The organism is Burkholderia sp. Bp8994 (assembly GCF_003853805.1).
GTDB lineage: Bacteria > Pseudomonadota > Gammaproteobacteria > Burkholderiales > Burkholderiaceae > Burkholderia.
The window spans coordinates 152,790-179,784 of record NZ_QTQH01000013.1; the positions used below are offsets into that span (position 1 = coordinate 152,790).

Below are 26,995 nucleotides of genomic sequence, written 5' to 3' on the forward strand. Positions count from 1 at the left end.
ACGACACCACCCCGGAGAGCCAACCATGAAGAAGATCTCGCTCACCCTCGCTACGCTCGCCGTTGCAGCCAGCGCATTCGCGCAAACCCCGCCGCAACCGCAGACGCCCGCTCCGGCAGCGGCAACGGCGTCGTCGGCCCCGAGCGCCGAGCAGCGTGCGGCGCGCCACGAAGCGCGCATCGAGCAGCGCATCAAGTACCTGCACGACCAGTTGAAGATCACGTCGGCGCAGGAACCGCAATGGAAGACGTTCGCCGACACGATGCGCGAGAACGGCGACACGATGGGCCGCCTCTATCGCGCCCGGATGGAAAGCCATGACGTGTCCGCGGTCGACGACATGAAGCAGTACGCGGAACTCGCGCAGGCGAACGCGGACGGCGCGAAAAAGCTCGCCGACGCATTCGCGCCGCTCTACGAGCGCTTCCCGGCCGACCAGAAGGCGCTCGCCGACACGACGTTCCGCAGCTGGCTGCACCACGGCGGCGAACACCGCGGCAAGGGCAAGGCCGCGAGCAAGGAAGGCAAGGCAGCAGCCGCGCCGGCCGCCAGCGCGCCCGCGCAACCCTGACGTCCGCCCCGTCGGCGCCGCACTGCCCGTGCGGGCCGAACGGCGTCGCGCATCCCGCGGGAATCCGGCGCGTCACACGGCGCGCCGGATTCGGGATAAGCTCCCGGCTTTTCCCGCACTTCCCCCCTGCCATGCTCGAACTCAAGCACCTCGATCTGCGTACCGACCCGCAGGCCCGTCGCGTCGTGAAGGATGAAACCGTCACGGTCGCATTCGCGGATGCCGACGGCGAACTGATGAGCCTCGAAGGCCCGAACCGCTATGTCGCGGGCGACGCGCTGATCACCGGCTCGACCGGCGACCGTTGGGTCGTGTCGCGCGCGCGCTTCGACGCGAAGTACCTGCCCGCCGATCCGGCGCTCGCGCACGGCGCGCCGGGCGCCTACCGGAACCGGCCGGCCGTCGTGCTCGCCCGTCGCATGGACGAGCCGTTCACGATCGCCCGCTCGGAAAACGGCGACACGCTGCGCGGCGTGGCCGGCGACTGGGTCATGCAATATGCACCCGGCGACTATGGCGTCGTGCAGGCGCAGCGCTTCGCGCAGGTTTATCGCGACGCGTAAGCGCGCGTCGCGTGACACGCGCCGCGCCGGCATCGTGCCGGCGCGCGCCGGCGTCGCCGCTCACGCAAAGTCTTCGTCGAGTTCGAGTTCCGCGGTGCGCTCGACGGCTTCACCCGCCGCGTGCCGCTCCTCGAGCGAGCCCAGCATCGCTTCCGTGTACGCATGCAGCACCGCGTGGCTGCGGGCGCGCTGCATCGGCCTGAGCGCCAGATAGCGCGCCAGCGCGGCCGGCACGATGCGGATATCGAGCGTCATCCGTTTCGGCGTCGAACCGAAACGCATCGCGAGCCACTGCACGGACAGGAAGCGCCCGCGTTCGTCGCTGCTTTCGGCAAAACGCGTCTGCTCCGGAAAGAGATCGCAGATCACGCGCGCGAGCGCGTCGAATTCGGCGCTTGCGCATTCGATCAGATAGTCGTCCATTCCGCCTCTCCCGTCAGGCCGCCGCGCGCGGCGACCGGCACGTCTTCACCAGCACGGCGACCAGGATCGCGGCCAGCACGAAATACACGGCCTCGAGCGATCCGGCCGGCAGCACGCGCACCTGGTACAGCAACGCCGGTGCGGCCGCCAGCGCATGCAGCACGATCGCGAGCGGCAATACGCCCGCGCGGCCGGCACGCACGCCGCGCCAGACCAGCACCGACAGCGCGAGCTGCACCGCGAACGCCGCGCAGCGCTCGATCAGCAACAGCAGGATCGACTGTGCCGACAGCGTCGCCAGCATCACGTGCAGCCGCACGACGGTATCGCCCGGCAGGTCGGCAAGCTGCGTCTCGAGCTGCCCGCGGCTCGCGAGCCACGCGAGATACGACCACTGGCCCCAGACGAGCACGCCGACGAACCAGGCTTCGGCGCCGGCATGGCCGATCCCGTAGCCGATGCCGCGCCCGTCGCCGGCCGACGCGCCGTAGCGGCGGTTCAGGAACCGGATCCCGAGATAACGGCCGACCTCCTCGAACACGGCGGTCGCGAGCGCGCTGTACGCGACGAATGCGAGCGGCTGCGTGAGCCAGCCGCCGGCGGGCGTCTGGCTCAGCACGAGGCCATGGAATGCGCGTTCGACGATCATCGCGAACAGCGTGAAGACGGCGACGCCGACGATCGTGTCGCGGCGGTCGAGCGCAAGCGGCTTGCGCAGGGTACGGAAGAGAACGAACGGCAGTAGCGCGATGATCAGCGTGGCGGCGATCAGCACCGCCAGCGTGACGGGAGCGACAGTCATGAATTTCCTTGTTCGGGGCAGCGCACCTGACGCGCCGCGTGCCCCGCATGATACTCAGCTTGCGGTCGACGCGCGCGCAATCAGCTCGCCCGGCAGCATCGCGACGCGCACGTCGCCGACCGCGCCGTCGATGCGCTCGTGCACGAATTCGACGGCCTTGTAGCCGATCTCGTAGGTCGGCTGACGGATCGTCGTGATGCCGATCAGCTCGGCCCACTCCGGATCGTCGATCGACAGCAGCGCGGCCTTTTCCTGCCATGCGGCGCCGAAGCGGGCGCGCAGGTGGCGCGCGATCGCGAGCGCGACCGGCGCGTTCGCGGCGAACAGCGCCGCCCGCACGCCGCGCTGCGTGGCCGCGTCGACGCGCGCGTCGAGGTCGGCGAGCGCCACGGCGGCCGCGGCCGGCTCGTTCAGGTCGAGCACGACCGTCGGCGGCACCGGCAGCCCGCGCGCCTCGAGCGCCGCGCGGAACGCGGCCTCGCGCAGGCGCCGCGAGCTGACGCGCTCGAACGGCTGCACGACGAAATGAATCGCATCGAAGCCGCGCGCGATCAGGTGCGCGAGCGCCGTCTCGATCGCATCGGTGTTGTCGAGCCCGATCAGGTCCGCCTCGAAGCCCTCGACCGTGCGGTCGACGAGCACGGCCGGGATGCCGCCGCCGCGCAGCGGGCGCAGCACGTCTTCCTCGGCGCCGAGCGCATTGACGATCAGCCCTTCGACCCGGTAGGTCGTGAGCAGCTGCAGGAAGCGCCGCTCCATCTCGACTTCATTCGCCGCGTGGCAGATGAGCGGCATGTAGCCGAGCGCGTGGCACGCGGCCTCGACGCCCAGCAGCACTTCGACGGTATAGGGATTGGTCAGGTCGGCCGCGAGCATGCCGAGCAGCCGGTTGCGGCCGCGCTTCAGCCCGCGCGCCATCTGGTTCGGCCGGTAGTTCAGGCGCGCGATCGCCGTCTCGATCCGCTGGCGCAGATCGGCGGACAGCACGTGCGTCTCGCCGTTCAGATAGCGCGAAACGCTGGTCTTGCCCGTGCCTGCTTCGCGTGCGACGTCGCTGATCGTCGCCGGACGCTGCGTGGAAGGTTGCGAATCGCTCAAGTCGTGCCTCGCGACGTACGATCCGCGCCGCTTCGTGTGCGGACGGACCTTTGTTGTTGGATACGAACGCCCCCCGGCGCACGCCGCCGCTCCCCTGCTTCGCGGTCGATCGAAGCCGGCGCCTTCGCGTCCGCTCCGCTCGCCTGACACGCACGGCGATCGGCCGCACCGGGCTGGCACGGATGCCCGTCGCCGGACGCCGCCGGCCGCGTGGCCGGGTCGTCGATGCGCGACGAGCGGGCGATCATAACGCAGCCTGCCCTCCCGCACCAAGACCATCGACTCTAACGGCGGCGGCGGCCCGCCGGCCGGCCGCCGCCGCTCAGACGCGCGCGAGCGCGTCCGGATTGACGAGATTCGTGCGCAGCGTGCCGGCCAGCGCGCCGACCAGGTTTTCCGCGGCGCAGCGCGCCATCGCATGGCGCGTCTCGTGCGTCGCCGAGCCGATATGCGGCAGCGCGACGACGTTGCTCATCCGCAGCAGCGGCGAGTCCGCCGCCAGCGGCTCCTTCTCGAACACGTCGAGCCCCGCGCCGCGGATCGTGCCGGCCCGCAGCGCGTCGATCAGCGCGGCCTCGTCGACCACCGGCCCGCGCGACGCGTTGATCAGGATCGCGCCACGCTTCATCTTCGCGAATTCGGCCGCGCCGATCAGGTGATGCGTTTGCGGCGACAGCGGCACCTGCAGGCACACGAAGTCCGACTGCGCGAGCAGCTCGTCGAGCGTCACGCGGCGCGCGCCGTACTGCGTCTCGGCTTCGGCGTGCGCGGCACGGTTCGTGTACAGCACCTGCATCCGGAAGCCGAGCGCCGCGCGGCGCGCGACCGCGCCGCCGATCCGCCCGAGCCCGACGATGCCGAGCGTCTTGCCCTGCACGTCGGTGCCGTACAGATCGGGGCCGATGCTGCGCTGCCAGTGGCCGGCCTTCACCCACTCCGCCAGTTCGACCACCCGCCGCGCGGACGCGAGGATCAACGAGAACACGGTATCGGCGGTCGATTCGGTCAGCACGTCGGGCGTATGCGCGAGCACGATCCCGCGCCGCGTGAGATCCGCGACGTCGAAGTTGTCGTAGCCGACCGAGATCGTCGACCAGGCCTTCAGCCGCGGCGCGCGATCGAGCATCTGCGGCGTGACCTTCAGGCTCGCGCCGATCGCGCCGTCCGCGTCGCCGAGGGCGTCGGCGAGCGCGTCGGCGCCGTCGGCCTGCACGAGCTCCGCATGCTCGCGCAGGTACGCGAGCACGTCATCGGGCAGCGGCTTGTACGCGACGATACGAGGCTTCATCGTTTTCATTTTCCTTGCAGCGGCGTCGCGAGCGGGTGCGCATCGCGCGCCTGGGGTTTGACGGACAGCGTGAGGATCACCGCGGCGACGAGCGCGACGCTCATGAACGCATACGATGCGACGGGCGACCCGGTCGCCCCGTTCAGGTAGCCGACGAAATACGAGCCGACGAACGAGCCGAGCGCGCCCATGCTGTTGATCAGCGCCATCGCCCCACCGGCGACGTTCCTCGGCAGCAGTTCCGGCACGATCGCGAAGAACGGGCCGTACGGCGCGTACATCGCGGCGCCCGCGACGACCAGCAGCGCATACGAGATCCAGAAGTGCGACGAGCCGAGCGCATACGACGCGGCGAACGCGGCCGCGCCGACCAGCAGGAACGGCCACACGAAGCCGCGGCGCGAGCCGACCTTGTCGGACGCCCACGACGCGACCAGCATCGCGATCGTCGCCGCGAGGTACGGCAGCGCCGACAGCCAGCCGGTCGCGACCATCCCGAGCTCGGAGCCGTTCTTGACGATCGACGGCAGCCACAGCACGAAGCCGTACACGCCGATGCTCCAGCAGAAATACTGCGCGCACAGCTTGATCACGGCCGGCGAGCGGAACGCCTCGCCGTAGTTGCGCACGGGCTTGATCGCCGCCTGTTCGGCCGCGAGCGCGGCGTCGAGGTCGCGCTTTTCCTGCGCGGTGAGCCACGGCGAATCGGCCGGCTTGTCCTGCACGAGGAACCACCAGCATACGGCCCAGATGATGGCCGGCACGCCTTCGGCGATGAACATGTGGCGCCAGCCGAATTCGTGCACGAGATAGCCCGACACGATCGACATCCACAGCACCGTGACCGGGTTGCCGAGGATCAGGAACGTGTTCGCACGCGAGCGCTCGTTCTTCGTGAACCAGTTGCTGATGTAGATCAGCATCGCCGGCATCACCGCCGCCTCGACCACGCCGAGCACGAAGCGGATCGCCATCAGCGACGGGATGTTGGTGACCACCCCCGTGAGCGCCGCGCACGCGCCCCACAGCACGAGGCTGGCGAACACGAGCTTCTTGACGCTGCGGCGCTCCGCATAGATCGCGCCGGGAATCTGGAAGAAGAAGTAGCCGAGGAAGAACAGCGCGCCGATCAGCGACGACAGGCCCTTGCTGATCCCGAGGTCCTGGTTGATGCCGGCGGCTGCAGCGAACCCGTAGTTCGCGCGGTCGAGGTAAGCGAGGCTGTAGGTGATGAACACGATCGGCATGATCGTCCACCAGCGTCGTGCTGCGAGATTGGCTGCCATCAGAGTGTCTCCTTGGGTGATCGGAGTGGGCGGGTCAAACGCCCGGCTCCGCTCCCGTCCTTTCGGGAATCGACCGGCGTCGGCGCGATGGCGCCTGCTCCGGCCTCATGCAAAACCGTGCACGAAGCACGAATTGGGTCCGCGGATTGTGCCGTGTCCGGCCTCTCATTGCGCGGTGACGGTTTCCTCTAGGCGATCGGCGCGATTGCTGACGTTTTCGAGCCGATCGAGCGCCGCGCGGGTCGGCAAGCCTTCCGAATCGCCGATCACCTGGATCGCGAGCGCCCCGATGCGATTGCCGCGCGCGACCGCCTGCTCGACGGAGCGGCCTTCCAGCAGCGCGCTGACCACGCCGACCGCGAAGCCGTCGCCGGCGCCGACCGTGTCGACCACGTTCGCGACACGCTCGCCCGCCACCGTGCCCTCGCGGCCGTCGGCCGTGCGGAAGTACGCGCCGTCGGCGCCCAGCTTGATCACCACGCCGCGCGCGCCCTGTGCCAGGTAGAAGCCCGCGATGTCGGCCGGCGTGTCGTGCCCGGTGAGCTGCTGCCCTTCGGCCAAGCCCGGCAGCACCCAGTCGGCGAGCGACGCGAGCGCGTTCAGCGTCTTCGCCATCACGTCGGCGGACGGCCACAGCGTCGGGCGCAGGTTCGGATCGAACGAGATCGTCTTGCCGGCCGCACGCATCTCGCGCGCCAGCCGGAACGCAAGCTCGCACGACGTCGCGGAGATCGCGGGTGCGACGCCCGTCAAATGCAGGTGCCGTGCGCCGAGCACGTAGTCGGCCACGTAGTCGTCGCACGACAGGTGGCTCGCGGCCGAGCCCTTGCGGAAATATTCGACGGTCGGGTCACTGCCGTCGTCGTTGCGCGACTTCAGCTGGAAGCCGGTCGGATAGCGCGGATCGACGGTCACGCACGACGCGTCGATGCCTTCGCGCGCGAGCGTGTCGAGCACGTAGCCGCCGAACGAATCGCGGCCCACCCGGCTCATCCAGCCGACCCGGAAGCCGAGCCGCGACAGGCCGATCGCGACGTTCAGGTCCGCGCCCGCGATCCGTTTCGTGAATTGCGCGGCGTGCGCGAGGTGGCCGGGCTCGGCGGCGACGAACATCGCCATCGCTTCGCCGTAGGTCACGACATCGAGTGCTGCCTTCATGAGTGCATTCCTCCGTATCCTTCGAGCGTCACGCGGCGGCGAGCCACGCGACGCGCCGGCCGGCATCGCCCGCCAGGTCGGCCGCATCGAACGGGAATTCGATGCCGCGCGGCGCCGCTTGCGGCAGGGCCGCGAGCACGCCCGTGACGAGCGTGTCGCCCGGCGCCGGCGCCACCGCGAAACGGCGCGCGCCCTCGCCAGCGACTGCCTTGCAATGAATGTATTCCACATGCGGCGCGAGTGCGTGCGCGCATGCGAGCGGCGCTTCGCCCGGCCACTGCCAGTTGCCGATGTCGAACGTCATGCCGAGCGCATCGGGCGCGCCCGCCTCGGCCAGCGCCGCGAACAGCCCGCTGAATTGCACGAGCGCGCCGCCCACCGGCAACTGGCCGTTCTCGACCACCACGCGGGCACGCGCGCCGCGCGACAGCGCGACGATCTCGGCTGCGTGCGCGTTGCCGGCGAAGCCGCCGAGCTGGAACTTGACGAAGCGCGCGCCGAGCGCGTCGGCTTCGACGAGCGTGTCGCGCAGCGCTTCGGCGTCGAGCGCGCCGGTTTCCGTGTACAGCGTGGCCGGCGTCGAATAGACCGACCACAGCCCGTGCGCGGCGAGCGCCGTGCCGAGCTCGGCCAGCGCGCCGGGCGTCGCGTCGTCGTCCGATGCGAACAGTTCGCGCCGCACCTCGAAGCCGGTCGCACCGGATGCCGCCGCGGTCGCGATGAATGCACGGTGGCCCTCCTGACGCACGCGGTCCATCCCGAATGCGCTCGCCACGATCACGATGTCTGCCATGTCTGCCCTTTTTTCTCCGGAATGGAACCGGTTCCATTTGCTTGAGACGGATGGTGCGCTTCGCCCCGGGCGCACGCCATAGAGGAAATCCCTAAGGATGGCCGCCGCACGAACGTGCGCGGGCGCAGGGGCATCCGGCGCTCCAGGACCGGCTTCGGGTGTCTACCCGGCGTCGTGCGCGAGGCTCATTTCCAGGAACTGGGCGGCCACGCGCGACGGCGCCGCGCCGTGCGGCACCAGGATCGAGAAATGACGCGTGAGCGGCGCGGGGGCGAGCGAGCGCGGCACGAGCGCCGCACCCTCGTGGCGCAGCGACATCGCGGACACGAAGCCGACGCCCATCCCCGCGCGCACGGCCTCCTTCACGGCCTCGACACCGGCGATCTCGAACGCGACACGCATCGGCGCGCCGCCGTGCGCGAACGCGCGTTCCACGAGTTGCCGCACGCCGGAGCCCTCCTCGCGCAGCACGAGCGGATGCACGGCGAGTGCCTCGAGCGTGACGCCGGCTGCGTACTCGGGCGCGGCGAGCGCATGCCCGGCCGGCACGACCGCGACGATCTCGTCCTCGTGCCATGCGTGCACGGCGGTGCCGGGCGGCAGCGCCTCGCCGGGCGGCCCTTCGATCATCGCAATGTCGAGCGATGCCAACGCGGCGACCACGTCGGCCGTGTTGCCGCTCATCGTGTGGATCGCCACCCGCGGCACGCGCGGCTGGAACGCCGCGATCAGGTAAGGCAGCAGGTAGCTGGCCGGCGTCGTGCTCGCGCCGATCCGCAGCGTGCCGGCGTCGAGCCCGCGCACCGCGTCGCGAAACGCGCGCGCCTGCGCGAACGTGTCGCGCTGGGCCTTCGCGTACTGCGCGAGCTGCTCGCCGACCGGCGTCAGGCGGATGCCGCGGCCGTCACGCTGGTACAGCGGCTCGCCGAACTCGTCCTGCAGCAGGCGCAGCTGGCCCGATACCGCCGGCTGCGACAGATGCAGCGCCACGGCAGCGCGGCTGATGTTCAGATGTTCGGCGACGGCCGCGAACGTTATCAGTTGATCCGGGGTCATGGGGATGAATTATCGGCTTCCCGGATAGTTTACGTCACAAATCACAATTTTTCATATCGATATAACCAAACTAGGATTAGGCCATCGCAACCTGCTTGATCACGGTGCCCCATGTCCACTGCTCCGACTCCCCATCTTGCCCACGCCGCGCCGTCGCTGCGCGGCCAGTTGAACGGCGTGCTGTTCGTCGCGCTGTTCGCCGCCGCCGTCACGAGTCTGTCGCAACTGCCGGCAGTCGCCGGGCTCGGCCTGTCGCCGCTGATCGTCGGCATCGTCGCCGGTGCGCTGTACGGCAACGCGCTGCGCGACGGCATGCCCGCGAGCTGGGCGGCCGGCATCAACTTTTCCGCGCGCAAGCTGCTGCGCATCGCGGTCGCGTTCTTTGGCCTGCGCGTGAGCCTGCAGGAAATCGCGCAGGTCGGCCTGCCGGGCCTGACGGTGTCGGTGCTGATCGTCGTCAGCACGCTCGCGATCGGCACCTGGGTCGGCATGAAGGTAATGAAGCTCGATCGCGACGCGGCGCTCCTGACCGCCGCCGGCAGTGCGATCTGCGGCGCGGCCGCCGTGCTCGCGTTCGAGTCGACGCTGCAGTCGAAGCCGCACCAGAGCGCGATGGCCGTGGGCAGCGTGGTGCTGTTCGGCACGCTGTCGATGTTCCTGTACCCGTTCGCGTATCACGCCGGCCTGCTCAACCTCGACCCGACCGGCCTCGGCCTGTTCTTCGGCGGCACGATCCACGAGGTCGCGCAGGTGGTCGGCGCGGCGAGCGACATCAGTCCGGAGGTCACGCACGTCGCGACCATCGTGAAGATGACCCGCGTGATGCTTCTGGTGCCGGTGCTGCTCACGCTCGGCTGGTGGCTCGCCCGCTCCGCGCGCTCGGCCGATGCGACCGCTGAAGGCGCGCAAGGCAAGCGCAAGGTGGCGGTGCCGTGGTTCGCGCTCGGCTTCCTCGGCTTCGTGATCGTCAATTCGCTGAACGTGCTGCCCGCCGACGTCACGCACACGCTGAACCTGCTCGACACCTTCGCGCTGACGATGGCGATGACCGCGCTCGGCATCGAGACCCGCGTGTCGCAGATCCGCGAGGCCGGCCCGCGCGCCTTGACCACCGGCCTGATCCTGTACGTGTGGCTGATCGCCGGCGGCTACGGGATCACCTGGGCGGTACAGCACTGGCTTGGCTGAGCCGCGCAGCCACGCCGCGACACGCGCCGCGCCCGACGGGAAGGTCCCGCGGGCGCGGCGCAGTGCTATGCTTCGCGTCGTTTTCCTTCGTCCTCTTCATCACCCTCTTTCAGCCGTGCTCTCGTTCCTGCTGAAGCTGCGCACTCGCGCCCAGACGCTGTTCCGCCTGTCGGACGCCCATACGATGCTGATCTGGTCGGCCGTCGTCGGCGTCGGCGGCGCCTTCGCCACCATGGCGTTCCGCGAAGGCATCGACCTGATGCAGCGCCTGATCTCGGGGCACAGCGGCAGCTTCGTGGAGATGGCGAAAAGCCTGCCTTGGTACGTGCGCTTCTGGATGCCGGCCGCGGGCGGCTTCCTCGCCGGCTGCGTGCTGTTGCTCGCGACGCGCGGCGACCGAAAATCCGGCAACATCGACTACATGGAAGCCGTCGCGCTCGGCGACGGCGTCGTGCCGGTGCGGCAGAGCCTGTGGCGCAGCGTGTCGTCGCTGCTGACGATCGGCAGCGGCGGCTCGATCGGCCGCGAAGGCCCGATGGTGCAGCTCGCGGCGCTCGCGGCGTCGCTGGTCGGCCGCTTCGTGCACTTCGACCCGCCGCGCCTGCGCCTGCTCGTCGCGTGCGGCGCCGCGGCCGGTATCACGTCCGCGTACAACGCGCCGATCGCCGGCGCGTTCTTCGTCTCCGAGATCGTGCTCGGCACGATCGCGATGGAGAGCTTCGGGCCGATGGTCGTCGCGTCCGTCGTCGCGAACATCGTGATGCGGGAATTCGCCGGCTACCGGCCACCGTACGAGATGCCGGTGTTCCCGGCCGTGACGGGCGCCGAAGTGCTGCTGTTCGTCGTGCTCGGCGCGCTGTGCGGCGTGCTCGCGCCGCAGTTCCTGCACCTGCTCGATGCGTCCAAGAACCAGTTCAAGCGGCTGCCCGTGCCGCTGCCGGTGCGGCTCGCGCTCGGCGGCCTCGTGGTCGGCGTGATCTCGGTGTGGATTCCGGACGTGTGGGGCAACGGCTACAGCGTCGTGAACCACATCCTGCATGCGCCGTGGACCTGGCAGGCGCTCGTCGCGGTGCTGGTGTTCAAGGTGATCGCGACCGCCGCGACCGCAGGCTCCGGCGCGGTCGGCGGCGTGTTTACGCCGACGCTGTTCGTCGGCGCCGTGTTCGGTTCGCTGTTCGGGCTCGCGATGCACGCGCTGTGGCCCGGCCACACGTCCGCGTACTTCGCGTATGCGATGGTCGGGATGGGCGCGTTTCTGGCCGGCGCCACGCAGGCGCCGCTGATGGCGATCCTGATGATCTTCGAGATGACGCTGAGCTACCAGGTCGTGCTGCCGCTGCTGGTGTCGTGCGTGTTCGCGTATTTCGTCGCGCGCGCGACCGGCACGACGTCGATGTACGAGATCACGCTGCACCATCACCAGGACGCACAGGAACGGCTGCGGCTGCGCACCACCCAGATGCGCGAGCTGATCCAGCCCGCGCAGACGATCGTGCCGCTCACCGCGAGCGTCGCCGACATGACGCGCGTGTTTCTCGAATATCCGGTGAAGTATCTGTACGTGACCGACGACGCCGGGCGCTTCCGCGGCGCGGTCGCGCTGAAGGACATCACGTCCGACCTGCTCGACAAGCGCGACACGACCGACAAGACGGCCGCGCACTACACGCATACGCCGTTTCCGCTGCTCACGCCCGACATGCCGCTCGCGACCGCGCTCGAACGCTTCATGGCGTTCCAGGGCGAACGGCTGCCGGTGATCGAAAGCGAAGCCGAGCCGACGCTCGCGGGCGTCGTCTACAAGACGTCGCTGCTCGACGCGTACCGGCGGATGACCGGCGAGCGGTGACGGCGCCGGTGCGCGGCGCCCGATGTGGCGTCGTGGCCTTGTCGGTCGCCGCACCGGCGCACCACCCGTAGGCCGCGCCCGCTTCTCCGTCCGCCCGCCCGGCCGTTCAGTCCGGCGCGCGCCCCAGCACGACCCGTGCGAAGAACCCTGCGAGCACCGATTCGGCCACGTCGGCCGACACGTGCTGCGGGTCGGCCGTGTAGTACGACTGCACGCCGTCGCACAGGCACATCAGGCCGAACGCGAGCGTCTCGGCCGGCAGCAGCAGCGGCGTGCCCGCGCGCTCCGCGAAGCGCTGGATGAATTCGGCCATCTGCAGCCGCTTGCCGTGCAGGAACTGGTTGAAGCGCACGCGGAACTTCGCGTCACGCGCCGCCTGCAGCTTCGCCTCGCCCCACAGCAGCGAATATTCGTCGTCGCGAAACAGCGTCCGGTAGTACGCGAGCGCCATCGACTCCATCTGCTCGCGCGACCCGCCTATCTCGAAGATCGCCTCGAAATCGGCCCGCACCGAATCGTGGTCGCGCTCGAGCAATTCGAGCAGCAGTTCCGACTTGCTGCGGAAGTTCGAGTAGAACGCGCCGCGCGTGTAGCCGGCCGCCGCGGCGATGTCCTCGACGCTCGCCGCGACAAAGCCTTTCTTCATAAAAATGCGGTGCGCGGCAGTCAGCAGACGTTCGCGCGTCTGGTCCCTGCTCTGCTCGCGAGTTAAGCGCTGAGGTTTCATGGCGCGCAGTCTAGCACCAACTTCCTTTCAGATTCATCTTTGCATTCAGATACAGCAGTGTATTAGAATCCACCGCAGTTTCCGAACGACCCCGTTCGGCTGTGTTCGTGTGCGCCGGACTGGCGCCACTCGGGGCAAGCGCCCGCCGCGCTTGCCGGCTTCGTTCCGCTCTCACCTCATCTGGGGGTTTCGTGAATCGCTCCGGTTCCCGCGCCGTGCTGCTGGTCGGCACCGCGCTCGTCCTCGCCGCCTGTCATCCGAAGGAAGCCGCGCCGCCCGCGCCGCGCCCGGTCGTCGCGCTGCCCGCGCGCGCCGACGGCGCCGCGGCCGCCGCCACGCTGCCCGGCGAGATCCAGCCACGTTATGCGACGCCGCTGTCGTTCCGCATCGCGGGCAAGATCGTCGAGCGCAAGGTGCGGCTCGGCGATACCGTCAAGGCCGGCCAGGTCGTCGCGCTGCTTGATCCGTCCGACGTCGAGAAGAACGTCGCGAGCGCGCAGGCGCAACTCGATGCCGCGTCGCACAGCCTCGCGTTCGCGAAGCAGCAGCGCGATCGCGATCGCGCGCAGGCGCGCGAGAACCTGATCGCAACGGCGCAGCTGGAGCAGACCGAGAACAGCTACACGTCGGCGCTCGCGCAGCGCGACCAGGCGCAGCAGCAGCTCGCGCTTGCGAAGAACCAGCTCCGCTATGCGACGCTCGTCGCCGATCACGCCGGCACCATCACCGCCGAGCAGGCCGACACCGGCCAGAACGTATCGGCCGGCCAGGCCGTCTACCAGCTCGCGTGGTCGGGCGACGTCGACGTCGTCAGCGACGTGCCCGAGGCCGCGCTCGCATCGCTCGCGCCCGGTCACGCGGCGAGCGTCACGCTGCCGTCGCTGCCGGGCCGCCAGTTCGCCGCGAAGGTGCGCGAAATCGCGCCGGCCGCCGATCCGCAAAGCCGCACCTGGCGTGTGAAGCTCACGCTCGCCGCGCCCGATCCGACCGTGCGCCTCGGGATGACCGCGAACGTCGCGTTCGACGGCGCGCCGGTTGCCGGCAACGCGCCGAGCATCACGCTGCCCGCGACCGCACTGTTCCACGACGGCCCGCATCCGGCCCTGTGGGTCGTGCGCACGAAGGACGACACGCTCGAGCTGCGCCGCGTCGACGTCGCGCGCTTCAACGAACGCACGGTCACCGTGTCGAGCGGGCTGCAGCCGGGCGAGCGCGTCGTGCTGCAAGGCGTGCACACGGTCAGCGCGGGCGAGAAGGTGCGGCCGGTCGCCCCGCTGCACGCGGAGGACTTCGCGTCATGAGCAGCCCCCGCGAAGAAGGCCGCTTCAACCTGTCGGCATGGGCGCTGCGCCACCAGGCGCTGGTCGTCTACCTGATCGCGCTCGCGACGCTCGCGGGCATCCTCGCGTACACGCGGCTCGCGCAATCCGAAGACCCGCCGTTCACGTTCCGCGTGATGGTGATCCGCACGTTCTGGCCCGGCGCGAGCGCGCGGCAGGTGCAGGAACAGGTGACCGACCGGATCGGCCGCAAGCTGCAGGAAACGCCGGCCATCGACTTCCTGCGCAGCTATTCGCGGCCCGGCGAATCGCTGATCTTCTTCACGATGAAGGACTCGGCGCCCGTGCAGGACGTGCCCGAGACCTGGTACCAGATCCGCAAGAAGGTCGGCGACATCGGCCATACGCTGCCGCCCGGCGTGCAGGGCCCGTTCTTCAACGACGAGTTCGGCGACGTCTACACCAACATCTGGACGCTCGAAGGCGACGGCTTCACGCCCGCGCAGCTCCACGACTATGCGGACCAGCTGCGCACCGTGCTGCTGCGCGTGCCCGGCGTCGGCAAGGTCGACTATTTCGGCGATCCCGACCAGCGGATTTTCATCGAGGTGAACAATGCGCAGCTCACGCGCCTCGGCATCTCGCCGCAGCAACTCGGGCAGGCGATCAACGCGCAGAACGACATCTCGTCGGCCGGCGTGCTGACGACCGCCGACGACCGCGTATTCGTGCGGCCGAGCGGCCAGTTCGACAACGTCGCCACGATCGCCGACACGCTGATCCGCATCAACGGCCGAACGTTCCGGCTCGGCGATCTCGCCACCGTGAAGCGCGGCTACGACGATCCGGCCATCACGCAGATGCGTGCGAACGGTCACGCCGTGCTCGGCATCGGCGTGACGATGCAGCCGGGCGGCGACGTGATCCGGCTCGGCAAGGCGCTCGACGCCGAATCGAAGGATCTGCAGGCGCGGTTGCCGGCCGGCCTCAAGCTGACGCTGGTGTCGAGCATGCCGCATGCGGTCGCGCATTCCGTCGACGACTTCCTCGAAGCCGTCGCCGAAGCGGTCGCGATCGTGCTGGTCGTGAGCCTCGTGTCGCTCGGCCTGCGCACCGGAATGGTCGTCGTGATCTCGATTCCGGTCGTGCTCGCCGTCACCGCCCTGTTCATGTACCTGTTCGACATCGGGCTGCACAAGGTGTCGCTCGGCACGCTCGTGCTCGCGCTCGGGCTGCTCGTCGACGACGCGATCATCGCGGTCGAGATGATGGCCGTGAAGCTCGAGCAGGGCTACAGCCGCGCGCGCGCCGCCGCATTCGCGTACACGAGCACCGCGTTCCCGATGCTGACGGGCACGCTCGTCACCGTGTCGGGCTTCCTGCCGATCGCGCTCGCGAAATCGAGTACCGGCGAGTACACGCGCTCGATCTTCGAGGTGTCGGCGATCGCGCTGATCGCATCGTGGTTCGCGGCCGTCGTGCTGATCCCGCTGCTGGGCTTCCACCTGCTGCCCGAACGCAAGAAGCACGCGCACGAAGCGCACCTGCCGGACGATCACGAGCACGACATCTACGACACGCGCTTCTACACGCGCTTGCGCGGCTGGATCGACTGGTGCATCGAGCGGCGCTTCGTCGTGCTGCTGATCACCGGCGCCCTGTTCGTGGTCGCGCTGGCGGGCTTCTCGCTCGTGCCGCAGCAATTCTTCCCGAGCTCCGATCGCCCCGAGCTGCTGATCGACCTGCGGCTGCCCGAAGGCGCGTCGTTCGCGGCGACGCTGCGCGAGACCGAACGCCTCGAGAAGGTGCTCGACAAGCGGCCCGAAATCGACCATTCGGTGAATTTCGTCGGCAGCGGCGCGCCGCGCTTCTACCTGCCGCTCGACCAACAGCTGCAGTTGCCGAACTTCGCGCAGTTCGTCGTCACCGCGAAATCGGTCGAGGATCGCGAGAAGCTCGCGGCCTGGCTCGAGACCACGCTGCGCGACCGCTTCCCGGCCGTGCGCTGGCGCCTGTCGCGGCTCGAGAACGGGCCGCCCGTCGGCTATCCCGTGCAGTTCCGCGTGAGCGGCGACGACATCGCGACGGTGCGCGCGATCGCCGAGAAGGTCGCGGCGACGATGCGCGGCGACGCGCGCACGGTGAACGTGCAGTTCGACTGGGACGAGCCGGCCGAACGTTCGGTGCGCTTCGAGCTCGACCAGAAGAAGGCGCGCGAGCTGAACGTCACGTCGCAGGACGTGTCGAGCTTCCTCGCGATGACGCTGTCCGGCACGACCGTCACGCAATACCGCGAACGCGACAAGCTGATCGCGGTCGACCTGCGTGCGCCGCGCGCCGATCGCGTCGATCCCGCGCAGCTCGCGGGCCTCGCGATGCCGACGCCGAACGGCCCCGTGCCGCTCGGTTCGCTCGGCCGCTTCACGCCGACGCTCGAATACGGCGTCGTGTGGGAACGCGACCGCCAGCCGACCATCACCGTGCAGTCCGACGTCCGCGCCGGCGCACAGGGCATCGACGTCACGCATGCGATCGACGGCAAGTTGAATGCGTTGCGCGCGCAACTGCCGGTCGGCTACCAGATCAACATCGGCGGGTCGGTCGAGGAAAGTGCGAAGGCGCAGACGTCGATCAACGCGCAGATGCCGCTGATGGCGATCGCCGTGTTCACGCTGCTGATGATCCAGCTGCAGAGTTTCTCGCGCGTGCTGATGGTCGTGCTGACCGCCCCGCTCGGCCTGATCGGCGTGGTCGGCACGCTGCTGCTGTTCGGCCAGCCGTTCGGCTTCGTCGCGATGCTCGGCGTGATCGCGATGTTCGGGATCATCATGCGCAACTCGGTGATTCTCGTCGACCAGATCGAGCAGGACATCGCGGCCGGCCACGGACGCTTCGACGCGATCGTCGGCGCGACCGTGCGGCGCTTCCGCCCGATCACGCTGACGGCCGCGGCCGCCGTGCTCGCGCTGATCCCGCTGTTGCGCTCGAACTTCTTCGGGCCGATGGCGACCGCGCTGATGGGCGGCATCACGAGCGCGACCGTGCTGACGCTGTTCTACCTGCCCGCGCTGTACGCCGCGTGGTTCCGCGTGAAGCGCGACGAACGCGACCCGCGCGACGCCCCGCCGCACGACGGCGGCACGCCTGCCGCGCCGTCGGGAGCCTGACCATGGAACTGTCGATGAACCTGAAAACGAAGGCCGCGCGGGTGGTCGCGGCCGCGAGCCTCGCCGGCCCGCTCGCCGGCTGCGCGTGGTTCGCGCCGAGCGGCGAGCCGCCCGCGATGCCGTCGCCCGCGCATTACGGCGCCGCGCCGCAAGTGCCGCAGACCGTCGCCGCGCAAGGCGTCGCGCAGCAGTTCGACGTCGGCGCGCAGCCCGTGCCCGACTGGTGGACGCAGTACCGTTCGGATGCGCTGAACGCACTCGTCGACGAAGGGCTGCGCAACAGCCCGACGCTCAGCGCCGCCGCGCACTCGCTGGATGCCGCGCGCGAGCAGTTGCGCGGGCAGATCGGCAGCTCGATGCTGCCGTCGATCGACGCCGGCGGCCAGGCCACGCGCCAGCGTGCGCTCGGCGTGCCGATCCCTGCGCTCGGCGCGCCGACGTTGCTGTACGACACGTTCGTCGGGCAACTGCAGGCGAGCTATACGGTCGACCTGTTCGGCGTATCGCGCTTCGCGAACCGGGCGCTTGCGAAACGCGTCGACGTCAGCGCGTTCCAGCTCGAATCGGCACGCCGGGCACTCGCCGCGAACATCGTCACCGCATCGATCACGGTGTCGGTGCTCAACGCGCAGATCGCCACCACCGAACGGCTCGTCGCGCTCGCGAACGACCAGGCGCACGACGCGCAACGCCGCTACGCGCTCGGCTCGGCATCGCGCAGCGACGCACTGAACGCGCAGCAAAGCGCGGACACCTTCGCCGCGAGCCTGCCCGCGCTGCGCCAGCAGCGCGACTCGGCGCGCCATGCGCTGGCCGTGCTGGTCGGCCGTACGCCCGACCGGCCGCCCGCTGATCTCACGCTCGCCGACCTTCACCTGCCCGCGCAAGTACCGGTGGTCGTGCCGTCAGACCTGCTGCAAAGCCGCCCCGACATCCAGGCCGCCGACGCGGGGCTGAAGGCAGCCGCCGCCGAAGTCGGCCTCGCGACCGCGCAACTGTTCCCGCAGCTGTCGCTGTCGGCCGCGATGGGCAAAGGCGGTTTCAGCTGGCCGGCGATGCTGTCGGGCGCCGGTTCGATCTGGAACGTCGGTGCGTCGCTGAGCCAGCCGCTGTTCCACGGCGGCGCGCTACTCGCGCAGCGCCGTGCGGCGAAGGCGACCTACGAGGCGGCGGTCGACCAGTACAAACAGACCGTGCTCGCCGCCTTCCAGAACGTCGCGGATTCGCTCGCCGCGCTCGAGCACGATGCTGAGGCGCTCGATGCGTCGTCGCGGGCCGCGCTGTCCGCGCGCGGCGCGTACGACGACGCGGCCGCCCGCGTGCGGCTCGGCGCGCTGCCGCCGTCGGCCGCGCGAGCAAGCGAGCTGCAGTACCGCAACGCGCGGCTCGACGAGATCCGCGCGACCGGCGCACGCTTCGCGGATACCGCGCGGCTCTATCAGGCGATGGGCACGCCGCCGGTCGACCCGGCCGGCAAAGCCGGCAAGGCTGAAAAAGCCGAAAAGGCTGGAAAGGCCGACCCGGCCGGCGACATCGGCAACGCGGCTCGAATCTCCCCCGGCGCCCAGGCGCGCGCGGTCACGCCCGACGCGCCGCCGCCACCGCAATGACCGCAATAGCGCGCCGTTTGCGTCGGGCGCGCGGGACCAACCCCGCGCGCCGATCCGCGATCTTCCGCTTGACCCTCACGTAGCGTAACGTTCGAGACTCCAGTGTGCGCACCGAACGGAGGACACCATGCGGCTGAAAGTGGGAGAACTGGCGAAACGCAGCGGCCTGACCGTCCGCACGCTTCATCACTATCACGCGATCGGCCTCCTGACGCCTTCGGCGCGTGCCGACAACGGCTACCGGCTGTACGACCGCGACGACATCGCCCGGCTCCACCAGATCCAGGCCCTGCGTCGCTTCGGACTGTCGCTCGCCGAAATCGGCGACTACCTGAACCGGCCCGGCACCCCGCTCGTCGCGCTCGTCGCGAGGCAGATCGCGTCGCTCGACCACCAGCTCGCGCAGACCGCGCAGCTGCGCGAGCGTCTCGTGCACCTGCACGCGCAGCTCGCCGCGGGCACGGAGCCGGAGCTGGCCGACTGGCTCACCACACTGGAGTTGATGACCGTGTACGACAAATACTTTTCCGAGGAAGAACTCGCGCGCCTGCCGATGTATCGCAAGAGCCAGGCCGGCGACGCGGAATGGACAGCGCTCGTCGCCGACGTGCGTGCGCTGCACGACGCGGGCGTGCCGCCGGAGGACGAGCGCGCTCGCGCGCTTGCCGGCCGCTGGATGGCGCTGCTCGTGCGCGACACGAACAACGATCCGCGGCTGCTGGCGAAGCTCAACCTGATGCACGAGCGCGAACCGTCGATGCAGTCGAAACTCGGCATCTCGACCGTGCTGCGCGACTATGTGCTGCGCGCGTCCGCGGAAACGAAGATGCGGATCTTCGAGAAGTATCTCGCGCCGGACGAGATCCGCTTCATGCGGGCGCACTTCGGTGAACGCTCGATGGAATGGCCGCAACTGATGGGCGACGTGCGCGACGCGATCGATGCGGGCGCGCAGCCCGATTCACCGGAAGGCCGCGCGCTCGCGCAACGCTGGCTCGACCTGTTCCGCAGCTACGCGGGCAACGACCCGGCCACGCACGCGAAATTCCGCAACGCGATGATGACCGAGCCGGCGCTGACGAAGGACTCATGGGTCGACGACACGCTGCTCGGCTTCATGCGCGAGGCGATGGCGCAGCTTGCGCCGGCGCGTTGAGGGTCCAACGCCCCGGCAGCCCGGGCGGTGCGTGGCCGTTGCGCGCCGCCCGGACACGTCGTCAGGCGAACCGGCTCGTATCCGGCCGCGCGTCGAAAACGCCGCGCGATCGCGTCTCACCGGCAGCGCCGAGCCGCGTGCTTCCTCACCACTTGCAGCCCGTATCGCGAACCGCATCCAGCGCGAGCATCGGGAGTGCGAGCAAGCCGGCACCCGAGTAGGCGCGTCGGCAGTCGGCGCGCCGTGCGTCCGCCACCCCGCTTGCCAGCGTCTCGTCGACCGAATGGCGACGCGCGGCCGGGAGGCCGGACGCTGCGCCCAGCGCACCGACCGTGGCCGCCGCAGGGCTGCGCCCCGTCGCACGACGCGTGCCGATCGTCGCCAGATCACGCCCCCAGTCGACCTCGGGGGTCGGCGCACGCACCGGGCTGCTTTCAGCCGAATCCGGCGCGCCGCCGGTCGTTGCCTGCGCGGGCGCGGCCGCAAGCGAACGTGTCGCCCGGCGCGGCGTCGCCGCTGCGCCGGAACGGCTTTTCGGTTCGCGCGTCTCTCGCATGGCTGCTGTCGGACCGGTGCGCCGGTCGACCTCGGTTGCGGGCGCAGGTTCGGGCGTCACGGGAATCAACCGGACGCTCAATGCAATCCGGCCCGACGACGCATCGACCCGGGCCGCAACCGGCCGGCGCGCCGCCGGCATCCGCTGCAGCGCATACCAACCGATCGCATGCAGCAACACGGCGATCACGCCTGCAACTGCCACGATGCCCGGCCGACGCCGCCGCGCCGCGTCGACGCTCGGCGCGTGCGGCACGTCAATCCGGCTCGCCGCCGCCGTCATCGCTGAACGCGAGCAGGTCGCCCGGCTGACAGTCGAGATACCGGCAGATCGCCTCCAGCGTCGCGAAGCGGATGCCCTTGACCTTGCCTTGCTTGAGCAGCGACAGGTTCGGTTCGGTGATCCCGACGGCCGCCGCGAGATCCTTCGAGCGGACCTTGCGGGTCGCGAGCATCACATCGAGTTTGACCACGATCGACATCGCGCGCCTCAGACGAACTGCCGGTGTTCGGCATCGAGCTCGCTCGCCTGCCGCAGGATGTGCGCGATCACCGCGATACAGGCCGCCGTGAACAGCGCGACGACGTACGGCAGGCTGAAGCCGATGCTGACGACGCGATGGCCGACCGGTTCGCGAAACGTCGCCCACACGCTCAGCAGCGGTTCGCACAGCAGGCTCAACAGCACCCACAGACCGATCGCGCGCCCCGTCTTGCCGAGATGGCCGGCCGCCTGCGCCGAGAAATAGTCGCGCCGAGCGTAGGTCCGGAACAGCTCGCGCAAGTGGCGCAGGCCGCCCGCGAGCGCAACGAGCGGGACGCTCGACAGCAGGATGCCGACAGCCTTCTGCCACCACGGGAACGCGCCGACATCGACGCCCAGGTTCGTGACCACCGAATCGGTGAGGCCGAATACGAGGCCGGGCCCGGTGGCCGCGCTCAACGACGGGAACGCCCAGCACGCGGCGTTGAGCACCAGCATGCCGACGATGAACCACAGCGTGACGGTAGCCATGCGCTGACTGATACGGGCAATGCGATCGGAATGCATGCGACCTCCTCGATACGGTGTGAACACGCATCGATTGTAAGCCAGATAATTATCGTAAAACGATAATTATTTTGTGCAGAACAGTCATTTTTTATCGTCAATCATGACAGCCGACTGCCAGCTCGCCCGACCGGCCGGGCAATCGGCGATCGTCGTGCAGGCCGATCGCGCGCCCGCGCTTCGTCATGTCGCGAAGGAACACGGGCCGGGCGTTCGGGTCCGCATTCGGCACAGGCGGCGCGCCGCCGTCCATCAGCTTGCCGCTTGATGCGACCGGTCGGCGGCAGCCAGGCACGACGCGCCCGCTCACCGGTCGCGCACCCCGAGCCCGAGCGTCTTCATCCGCCGGTACAGCGTGCGCTCGCTCATCCCGACGTGCTCGGCCAGTTGCTTGCGCGTGCCGTCGAACGTGCTCGCAAGCCGCACGAGCTCCGCGTCCGACACGCCGCGCGCGTCCGCCGCACGCGCCGGTGGTGTCACCGACGCCGCGACCAGCTCGGCCGGCAGATGCTCGACGCGAATCGTGCCGTCGTCCGCGAACAGGCACGCGCGCTCGAGCACGTTGCGCAGTTCGCGGATGTTGCCCGGCCATGCATACGCGTCGAGGCACGCGCGCGCGCGCTCGGTCAGCACGAACGGCCGGGCCGCGAACGGCCGCGCGCTCGCGTCGCCCGCGCCGGCGCGCGCGTTCGCGATGCGCCGCAGGATCGACTCGGCCAGCAGCGCGACGTCGCCACGCCGCTCGCGCAGCGCGGGCAGCGGAATCGGGAACGCGTTGATCCGGTAGTACAGGTCCTGACGGAACCGGCCGTCGTCGATCATCTCGCGCAGCGGCTTGTGGGTCGCCGCGACGAGCCGGAAATCCGCGCGCAGCGCCTCGACGCCGCCGACGCGCCGGAACGTCCCCGACTCGATCAGCCGCAGCAGCTTCACCTGCATCGGCAGCGGCACGTCGCCGATCTCGTCGAGAAACAGCGTGCCGCCCTGCGCGGTCTCGACGAGGCCCGGCTTGCGCTGGTTCGCACCGGTAAACGCGCCCTTCTCGTAGCCGAACAGTTCGCTCTCGAACAGGGTCTCGGCGATGCCCGAACAGTCGACCACCACGAACGGCCCCATCGCACGCTCGCTCGCCTCGTGCAGCGCCCGCGCGAACAGTTCCTTGCCGGTACCCGATTCGCCGAGCAGCAGCACGGGCAGCATCGACGGCGCGACGCGCTGCAGCGCGCCGAGCGCCGCATTGAACGCGTCTGCGCCGCCGACGAGCCCTTCCGCACTCGGCTGCGCCGACGCGCTGCGCACCGTCGTCAGCCGCTCGACGTAGGCGATCACGTCGCCGCGCGCATCGAAGATCGGCCGCAACTCCACGTCGACGTGCTCGGGGCCGCGCGGCGTATGGTGTATGTGCAGCACGCGGTTCAGGCTGCGCGACTCGCGCGCCTGCTTCATCGGGCAATGCTCGCCCGCCTGGTCGCACGGCACGTCGTAATGATGCGAAACCCGGAAGCAGTGCCGGCCGACGTGCTCGACGCCCGCCACGCCGAACTGGCGCCGGTACGCATCGTTCGCGGCGAGGATGCGGTAGTCGGGATCGACGACGATCATCGGCTGCGGATCCTGTTCCAGATACGCGACGAGCGCGCGCACGTCGGGCATGACGTCGCGCGACGGCGCGGGAACGATCGGAATGGTGTCGTGCGGATTCATCGGGAGGCTCGGAAACGGATGGGCGGACGGACTGCCAGGCAGACTGCCAATTCTGCCACGACGCTGCCAGATATGGCAGTCGACGTCGACAGCACCCCGTCGCCGGTGCCTGCGACCCACCGCGGCCACGCCAAAAATCCGAGCCGAATCAATTACCTGCCACATCATCCGGCAGCGCGGCGCGAATTGGCATGCTTCTTGAACATGGGATGTCCGATTGCAGACGCAGAACCCGATCGAGGACATCCCGTGAGCCATGCCCCCCTGCTGTCGGTCGAAGGCTTTTTCGACCCGGCGACCCACACCGTCAGCTATCTGCTGCTCGACACCGAAAGCCGCGCATGCGCGCTGATCGACAGCGTGCTCGACTACGACCCGAAATCCGGCCGCACGCACACCGCCAGCGCCGACCGGCTGATCGCGCGCGTCGCCGAACTCGGCGCGACCGTCCACTGGCTGCTGGAAACGCACGTGCATGCCGACCATCTGTCGGCCGCGCCGTACCTGAAGGCGCATGTCGGCGGACAGATCGCGATCGGTGCCCACGTGCGCCGCGTGCAACACGTATTCGGCACGCTGTTCAACGCCGGCCCCGGCTTCGCGCAGGACGGCCGCCAGTTCGACCGCCTGCTCGACGACGGCGACACGCTCGCGCTCGGCGCGCTGACGATCCGCGCGCTGCACACGCCGGGCCATACGCCGGCGTGCCTGACCTACTGCGTCGACGACGCGACGCAGCGCGCGGCGTTCGTCGGCGACACGCTGTTCATGCCCGACTACGGCACCGCCCGCTGCGACTTCCCGGGCGGCGACGCGCGCACGCTGTACCGTTCGATCGCGCGCGTGCTCGCCCTGCCGCCCGACACGCGCCTGTATCTGTGCCACGACTACCAGCCGGGCGGCCGCGACGTGCAGTTCGTGACGACGGTGGCCGAGCAGCGTCGCGCGAACGTGCACGTGAAGGACGGCGTGACCGAGGACGATTTCGTCGCCATGCGCACCGCGCGCGACGCGACGCTCGACATGCCCGTGCTGATGCTGCCGTCGGTGCAGGTCAACATGCGCGCCGGCCACCTGCCCGAGCCCGAAAACAATGGCGTGCGCTACCTGAAGATCCCGCTCGACGCGATCTGAGCCGCCGCCCCGACCGGAGAACCCCCGACATGACCATCCGCCCGCTGACCGACCTGCTGTCGGTCTCGCCCCAGATCGCCGCGACCGACCTGCCCGCGCTGCACGCGGCCGGCATCCGCACGATCGTCTGCAACCGCCCCGACGGCGAAGGCGCCGACCAGCCGACCGTCGCCGAGATCCGCGCCGCCGCCGCGCCGCTCGGCATCGCCGTGCACTACCTGCCCGTCGACACCGGCAAGGTCACCGACGACCAGGCCGCGCAGTTCGGCACGCTCGTCGCGTCGCTCGCCGGCCCGGTACTCGCGTACTGCCGCAGCGGCACGCGTTCGGCGACGCTGTGGGCGCTCTCGCAGGCAGGCCGTCGCCCGGCCGGCGACATCGTCGCGATCGCCGCCACGGCCGGCTACGACCTCGGCGCGCTCGCACCGCGTCTCACGCGAGATCTCGCGCAAGACGGCCGCCAGGCCGCGCCGGCCGTCGACGCGCGGCACGACATCGTGATCGTCGGCGCGGGTGCGGCCGGCGTCGCGGTCGCGTCGAGCCTGCTGGCACGCGACGCATCGCTCGATATCGCGGTGATCGACCCGGCCGATACGCACTACTACCAGCCGGGCTGGACGATGGTCGGCGCGGGCGTGTTCCGGCCCGACACGACCGCGCGCCCGATCGTCGACCTGCTGCCGCGCGGCGTGAAATGGATCCGGGCCGCCGTCGCCGGCTTCGAGCCCGACACGCACACGGTGGTGCTCGACGGCTGCCGGCGCATCGGCTACCTCAAGCTGGTCGTGTGCCCGGGCCTCAAGCTCGACTGGCACGCGATCGACGGCCTCGCTCAAACGCTCGGCCGCAACGGCGTCACGTCGAACTATCGCTACGATCTCGCGCCGTACACGTGGGAACTGGTGCAGGCGTTCCGCGGCGGCAATGCGCTGTTCACGCAGCCGCCGATGCCGATCAAGTGCGCGGGCGCCCCGCAAAAGGCGATGTACCTGTCGTGCGATCACTGGCGGCGCGCGGGCCGCCTCGGTGCCGCGAACGTCGAGTTCCTGAACGCGGGCGGCGCGCTGTTCGGGGTCGCCGATTACGTGCCCGCGCTGATGGAGTACGTGAAACGCTACGACATCGCGCTGTCGTTCGGCCACAACCTCGTCGCGATCGACGGGCCGGCGCGGCGCGCGACGTTCAAGCGCGCGCTGCCCGACGGCGGCACGGAAACCGTCGAGCGCCCGTTCGACATGATCCACGTCGTGCCGCCGCAGAAGGCGCCCGATTTCGTGCGCGCGAGCCCGCTCGCCGACGCGGCCGGCTGGATCGACGTCGATCCGGCGACGCTGCGGCACAAGCAGTTCGCGGACATCTTCGCGCTCGGCGACGTCACCAACACGACCAATGCGAAAACCGCCGCCGCGGCCCGCAAGCAGGCGCCCGTCGTCGCGCACAACGTGCTCGCGTCGCTGGGCCGCGCGCGCGGCGACGCCGCGTACGACGGCTACGGCTCGTGCCCGCTCACCGTCGAGCGCGGCAAGATCGTGCTCGCGGAATTCCTGTACGGCGGCAAGGTCGCGCCGACCTTCCCCGCGTGGCTGATCGACGGCCGGCGCCCGTCGCGGCTCGCGTGGCTGCTCAAGGAGCGCGTGCTGCCGCCGCTCTACTGGAAGGCGATGCTCAAGGGCCGCGAATGGCTCGCGAAGCCCGCGATCGCACGTTGACCGGAATCCGATGACACCATGCTGATTTCCCTCGTACTCGGCAGTCTCGTCGGCGCCGTGCTCGGCCTCACCGGTGCGGGCGGCGGCATTCTCGCGGTGCCCGCGCTCGTCGTCGGGATGGGCTGGCCGATGCAGCAGGCCACGCCCGTCGCGCTCGTCGCGGTCGCGGGCAGCGCCGCGCTCGGCGCGCTCGAAGGGTTTCGCCGCGGGCTCGTGCGCTATCGCGCGGCGTTGCTGATGGCCGTCGCCGGCGTGCCGCTCACGACGCTCGGCGTGAAGCTCGCGCACGTGCTGCCGCAACGCGTGCTGCTGGCGCTGTTCGCGCTGACGATGCTGGTCGTCGCGGGCCGCCTGCTGCGGCAGGCGCTGCGTCATGCGCCCGGCGACGCGGACGCGTCGCCGCTGTGCGTCGGCCGCGTGAATCCCGACACGGGCCGGCTCGTCTGGTCGTGGCCGGTCGGGCTCGCGCTCGCGTCGACCGGCGCGGTGACGGGGCTGATGACAGGCTTGCTCGGTGTCGGCGGCGGTTTCGTGATCGTGCCGATGCTGCGCAAGTTCACGAACGTGTCGATGCACGGCGTGGTCGCGACGTCGCTGATGGTGATCGCGCTGGTCGGCACCGGCGGCGTGTTCGCGACGCTCGTGTCGGGCACGCGCGCGCCGCTCGACATGACGCTGTGGTTCACGGTCGCGACGGCAATCGGGATGGCGATCGGCCGCAGCGCGTCCCGGCACCTGTCCGCGCGGCACGTGCAGGCCGGCTTCGCTGCGGTGCTCGTCTGCGTGGCGCTCGGGTTGCTCGCGAAGGCGGCGTTCGGCGCGTAAGC

Annotated in this window: 24 protein-coding genes; 11 read left to right on the forward strand and 13 right to left on the reverse strand. The window is 70.0% G+C overall.

All coding sequences use genetic code 11. The annotated features are described in order from the left end of the window. The first annotated feature begins 25 nt into the window (after positions 1-25). On the forward strand, positions 26-571 hold the full coding sequence (locus tag DIE04_RS16430) for a Spy/CpxP family protein refolding chaperone (protein ID WP_124485446.1): 546 nt from the start codon (positions 26-28) through the stop codon (positions 569-571). Between the two features lie 131 nt (positions 572-702). Then, positions 703-1,134, forward strand: coding sequence for a PGDYG domain-containing protein (locus tag DIE04_RS16435; RefSeq protein ID WP_124521715.1), 432 nt, complete (start codon positions 703-705; stop codon positions 1,132-1,134). A gap of 60 nt (positions 1,135-1,194) precedes the next feature. On the opposite strand, the gene DIE04_RS16440 is transcribed toward DIE04_RS16435, so the two are convergent. The 8 genes from DIE04_RS16440 to DIE04_RS16475 form a co-directional block, all read right to left on the reverse strand. Then, a complete protein-coding gene (locus DIE04_RS16440) occupies positions 1,195-1,557 on the reverse strand; it encodes a DUF3022 domain-containing protein (RefSeq protein ID WP_044848245.1) in 363 nt (120 codons plus the stop codon). Between the two features lie 13 nt (positions 1,558-1,570). Further along, the gene (locus DIE04_RS16445; RefSeq protein ID WP_124485443.1) at positions 1,571-2,359 is read right to left on the reverse strand and encodes a YhfC family intramembrane metalloprotease; all 789 of its coding nucleotides are present in this window, start codon (positions 2,357-2,359) and stop codon (positions 1,571-1,573) included. Positions 2,360-2,413: 54 nt separating this feature from the next. Further along, positions 2,414-3,457 carry a LacI family DNA-binding transcriptional regulator gene (locus DIE04_RS16450; protein ID WP_124485442.1) on the reverse strand — a complete coding sequence of 348 codons (1,044 nt, stop codon included), beginning with the start codon at positions 3,455-3,457 and terminating at the stop codon, positions 2,414-2,416. Positions 3,458-3,779: 322 nt separating this feature from the next. Further along, positions 3,780-4,745 (reverse strand): NAD(P)-dependent oxidoreductase, encoded by a 966-nt coding sequence (locus tag DIE04_RS16455; protein ID WP_044848268.1) that lies wholly within the window; start codon positions 4,743-4,745, stop codon positions 3,780-3,782. A gap of 5 nt (positions 4,746-4,750) precedes the next feature. Further along, positions 4,751-6,031, reverse strand: coding sequence for an MFS transporter (locus DIE04_RS16460; protein ID WP_044848248.1), 1,281 nt, complete (start codon positions 6,029-6,031; stop codon positions 4,751-4,753). Positions 6,032-6,196: 165 nt separating this feature from the next. Beyond that, positions 6,197-7,189 carry a sugar kinase gene (locus tag DIE04_RS16465; RefSeq protein ID WP_044848249.1) on the reverse strand — a complete coding sequence of 331 codons (993 nt, stop codon included), beginning with the start codon at positions 7,187-7,189 and terminating at the stop codon, positions 6,197-6,199. A gap of 28 nt (positions 7,190-7,217) precedes the next feature. Continuing rightward, positions 7,218-7,982 (reverse strand): sugar phosphate isomerase/epimerase, encoded by a 765-nt coding sequence (locus DIE04_RS16470; RefSeq protein WP_124521713.1) that lies wholly within the window; start codon positions 7,980-7,982, stop codon positions 7,218-7,220. Positions 7,983-8,144: 162 nt separating this feature from the next. Further along, positions 8,145-9,038, reverse strand: coding sequence for a LysR family transcriptional regulator (locus tag DIE04_RS16475; RefSeq protein WP_124485439.1), 894 nt, complete (start codon positions 9,036-9,038; stop codon positions 8,145-8,147). 111 nt (positions 9,039-9,149) lie between these two features. On the opposite strand from DIE04_RS16475, the gene DIE04_RS16480 reads away from it, so the two are divergent. After that, positions 9,150-10,226 carry a YeiH family protein gene (locus DIE04_RS16480; protein WP_124521711.1) on the forward strand — a complete coding sequence of 359 codons (1,077 nt, stop codon included), beginning with the start codon at positions 9,150-9,152 and terminating at the stop codon, positions 10,224-10,226. 115 nt (positions 10,227-10,341) lie between these two features. Beyond that, positions 10,342-12,075 (forward strand): ClcB-like voltage-gated chloride channel protein, encoded by a 1,734-nt coding sequence (locus DIE04_RS16490; RefSeq protein WP_221621948.1) that lies wholly within the window; start codon positions 10,342-10,344, stop codon positions 12,073-12,075. 106 nt (positions 12,076-12,181) lie between these two features. Here the strand turns inward: DIE04_RS16490 and DIE04_RS16495 are convergent, their stop codons facing one another. Beyond that, positions 12,182-12,802, reverse strand: coding sequence for a TetR/AcrR family transcriptional regulator (locus tag DIE04_RS16495; protein WP_124485436.1), 621 nt, complete (start codon positions 12,800-12,802; stop codon positions 12,182-12,184). A gap of 191 nt (positions 12,803-12,993) precedes the next feature. Between DIE04_RS16495 and DIE04_RS16500 the strand changes: the two genes are divergently transcribed. The 4 genes from DIE04_RS16500 (at position 12,994) to DIE04_RS16515 (ending at position 20,015) form a co-directional block, all read left to right on the forward strand. Continuing rightward, positions 12,994-14,103: an efflux RND transporter periplasmic adaptor subunit gene (locus tag DIE04_RS16500; RefSeq protein WP_124521709.1), complete on the forward strand. Its 1,110-nt coding sequence runs from the start codon at positions 12,994-12,996 to the stop codon at positions 14,101-14,103. Continuing rightward, positions 14,100-17,249 (forward strand): efflux RND transporter permease subunit, encoded by a 3,150-nt coding sequence (locus DIE04_RS16505; RefSeq protein ID WP_124521707.1) that lies wholly within the window; start codon positions 14,100-14,102, stop codon positions 17,247-17,249. The genes DIE04_RS16500 and DIE04_RS16505 overlap by 4 nt, the downstream gene beginning before the upstream one ends. 2 nt (positions 17,250-17,251) lie before the next feature. Further along, positions 17,252-18,859 (forward strand): efflux transporter outer membrane subunit, encoded by a 1,608-nt coding sequence (locus DIE04_RS16510; protein WP_124521705.1) that lies wholly within the window; start codon positions 17,252-17,254, stop codon positions 18,857-18,859. A 127-nt stretch (positions 18,860-18,986) separates the two neighbouring features. Then, positions 18,987-20,015, forward strand: a complete 1,029-nt coding sequence (locus DIE04_RS16515) for a MerR family transcriptional regulator (RefSeq protein WP_124485432.1) — start codon at positions 18,987-18,989, stop codon at positions 20,013-20,015. Positions 20,016-20,160: 145 nt separating this feature from the next. Here DIE04_RS16515 and DIE04_RS16520 read toward each other — a convergent pair whose 3' ends face one another. The 4 genes from DIE04_RS16520 to DIE04_RS16535 all read right to left on the reverse strand — a co-directional run bounded on the left by DIE04_RS16520 (position 20,161) and on the right by DIE04_RS16535 (position 23,325). Then, positions 20,161-20,853, reverse strand: coding sequence for a hypothetical protein (locus DIE04_RS16520; protein ID WP_124521703.1), 693 nt, complete (start codon positions 20,851-20,853; stop codon positions 20,161-20,163). Further along, positions 20,828-21,052 carry a helix-turn-helix transcriptional regulator gene (locus tag DIE04_RS16525; protein ID WP_124485430.1) on the reverse strand — a complete coding sequence of 75 codons (225 nt, stop codon included), beginning with the start codon at positions 21,050-21,052 and terminating at the stop codon, positions 20,828-20,830. The genes DIE04_RS16520 and DIE04_RS16525 overlap by 26 nt, the downstream gene beginning before the upstream one ends. An 8-nt stretch (positions 21,053-21,060) precedes the next feature. Next, a complete protein-coding gene (locus tag DIE04_RS16530) occupies positions 21,061-21,621 on the reverse strand; it encodes a DUF2975 domain-containing protein (RefSeq protein ID WP_124485429.1) in 561 nt (186 codons plus the stop codon). A gap of 306 nt (positions 21,622-21,927) precedes the next feature. Next, on the reverse strand, positions 21,928-23,325 hold the full coding sequence (locus DIE04_RS16535) for a sigma-54-dependent Fis family transcriptional regulator (RefSeq protein ID WP_124521701.1): 1,398 nt from the start codon (positions 23,323-23,325) through the stop codon (positions 21,928-21,930). A 204-nt stretch (positions 23,326-23,529) separates the two neighbouring features. Here DIE04_RS16535 and DIE04_RS16540 point away from each other — a divergent pair, with 204 nt between their 5' ends. From DIE04_RS16540 to DIE04_RS16550, 3 genes are read left to right on the forward strand one after another with little or no spacing between them, the layout of a single operon-like run. Next, positions 23,530-24,459 (forward strand): MBL fold metallo-hydrolase, encoded by a 930-nt coding sequence (locus tag DIE04_RS16540; protein ID WP_409333454.1) that lies wholly within the window; start codon positions 23,530-23,532, stop codon positions 24,457-24,459. A 29-nt stretch (positions 24,460-24,488) separates the two neighbouring features. Continuing rightward, positions 24,489-26,168, forward strand: coding sequence for a bifunctional protein tyrosine phosphatase family protein/NAD(P)/FAD-dependent oxidoreductase (locus DIE04_RS16545; RefSeq protein WP_124485426.1), 1,680 nt, complete (start codon positions 24,489-24,491; stop codon positions 26,166-26,168). An 18-nt stretch (positions 26,169-26,186) separates the two neighbouring features. Beyond that, positions 26,187-26,993, forward strand: a complete 807-nt coding sequence (locus DIE04_RS16550) for a sulfite exporter TauE/SafE family protein (protein WP_044848262.1) — start codon at positions 26,187-26,189, stop codon at positions 26,991-26,993. Positions 26,994-26,995: the final 2 nt, after the last annotated feature.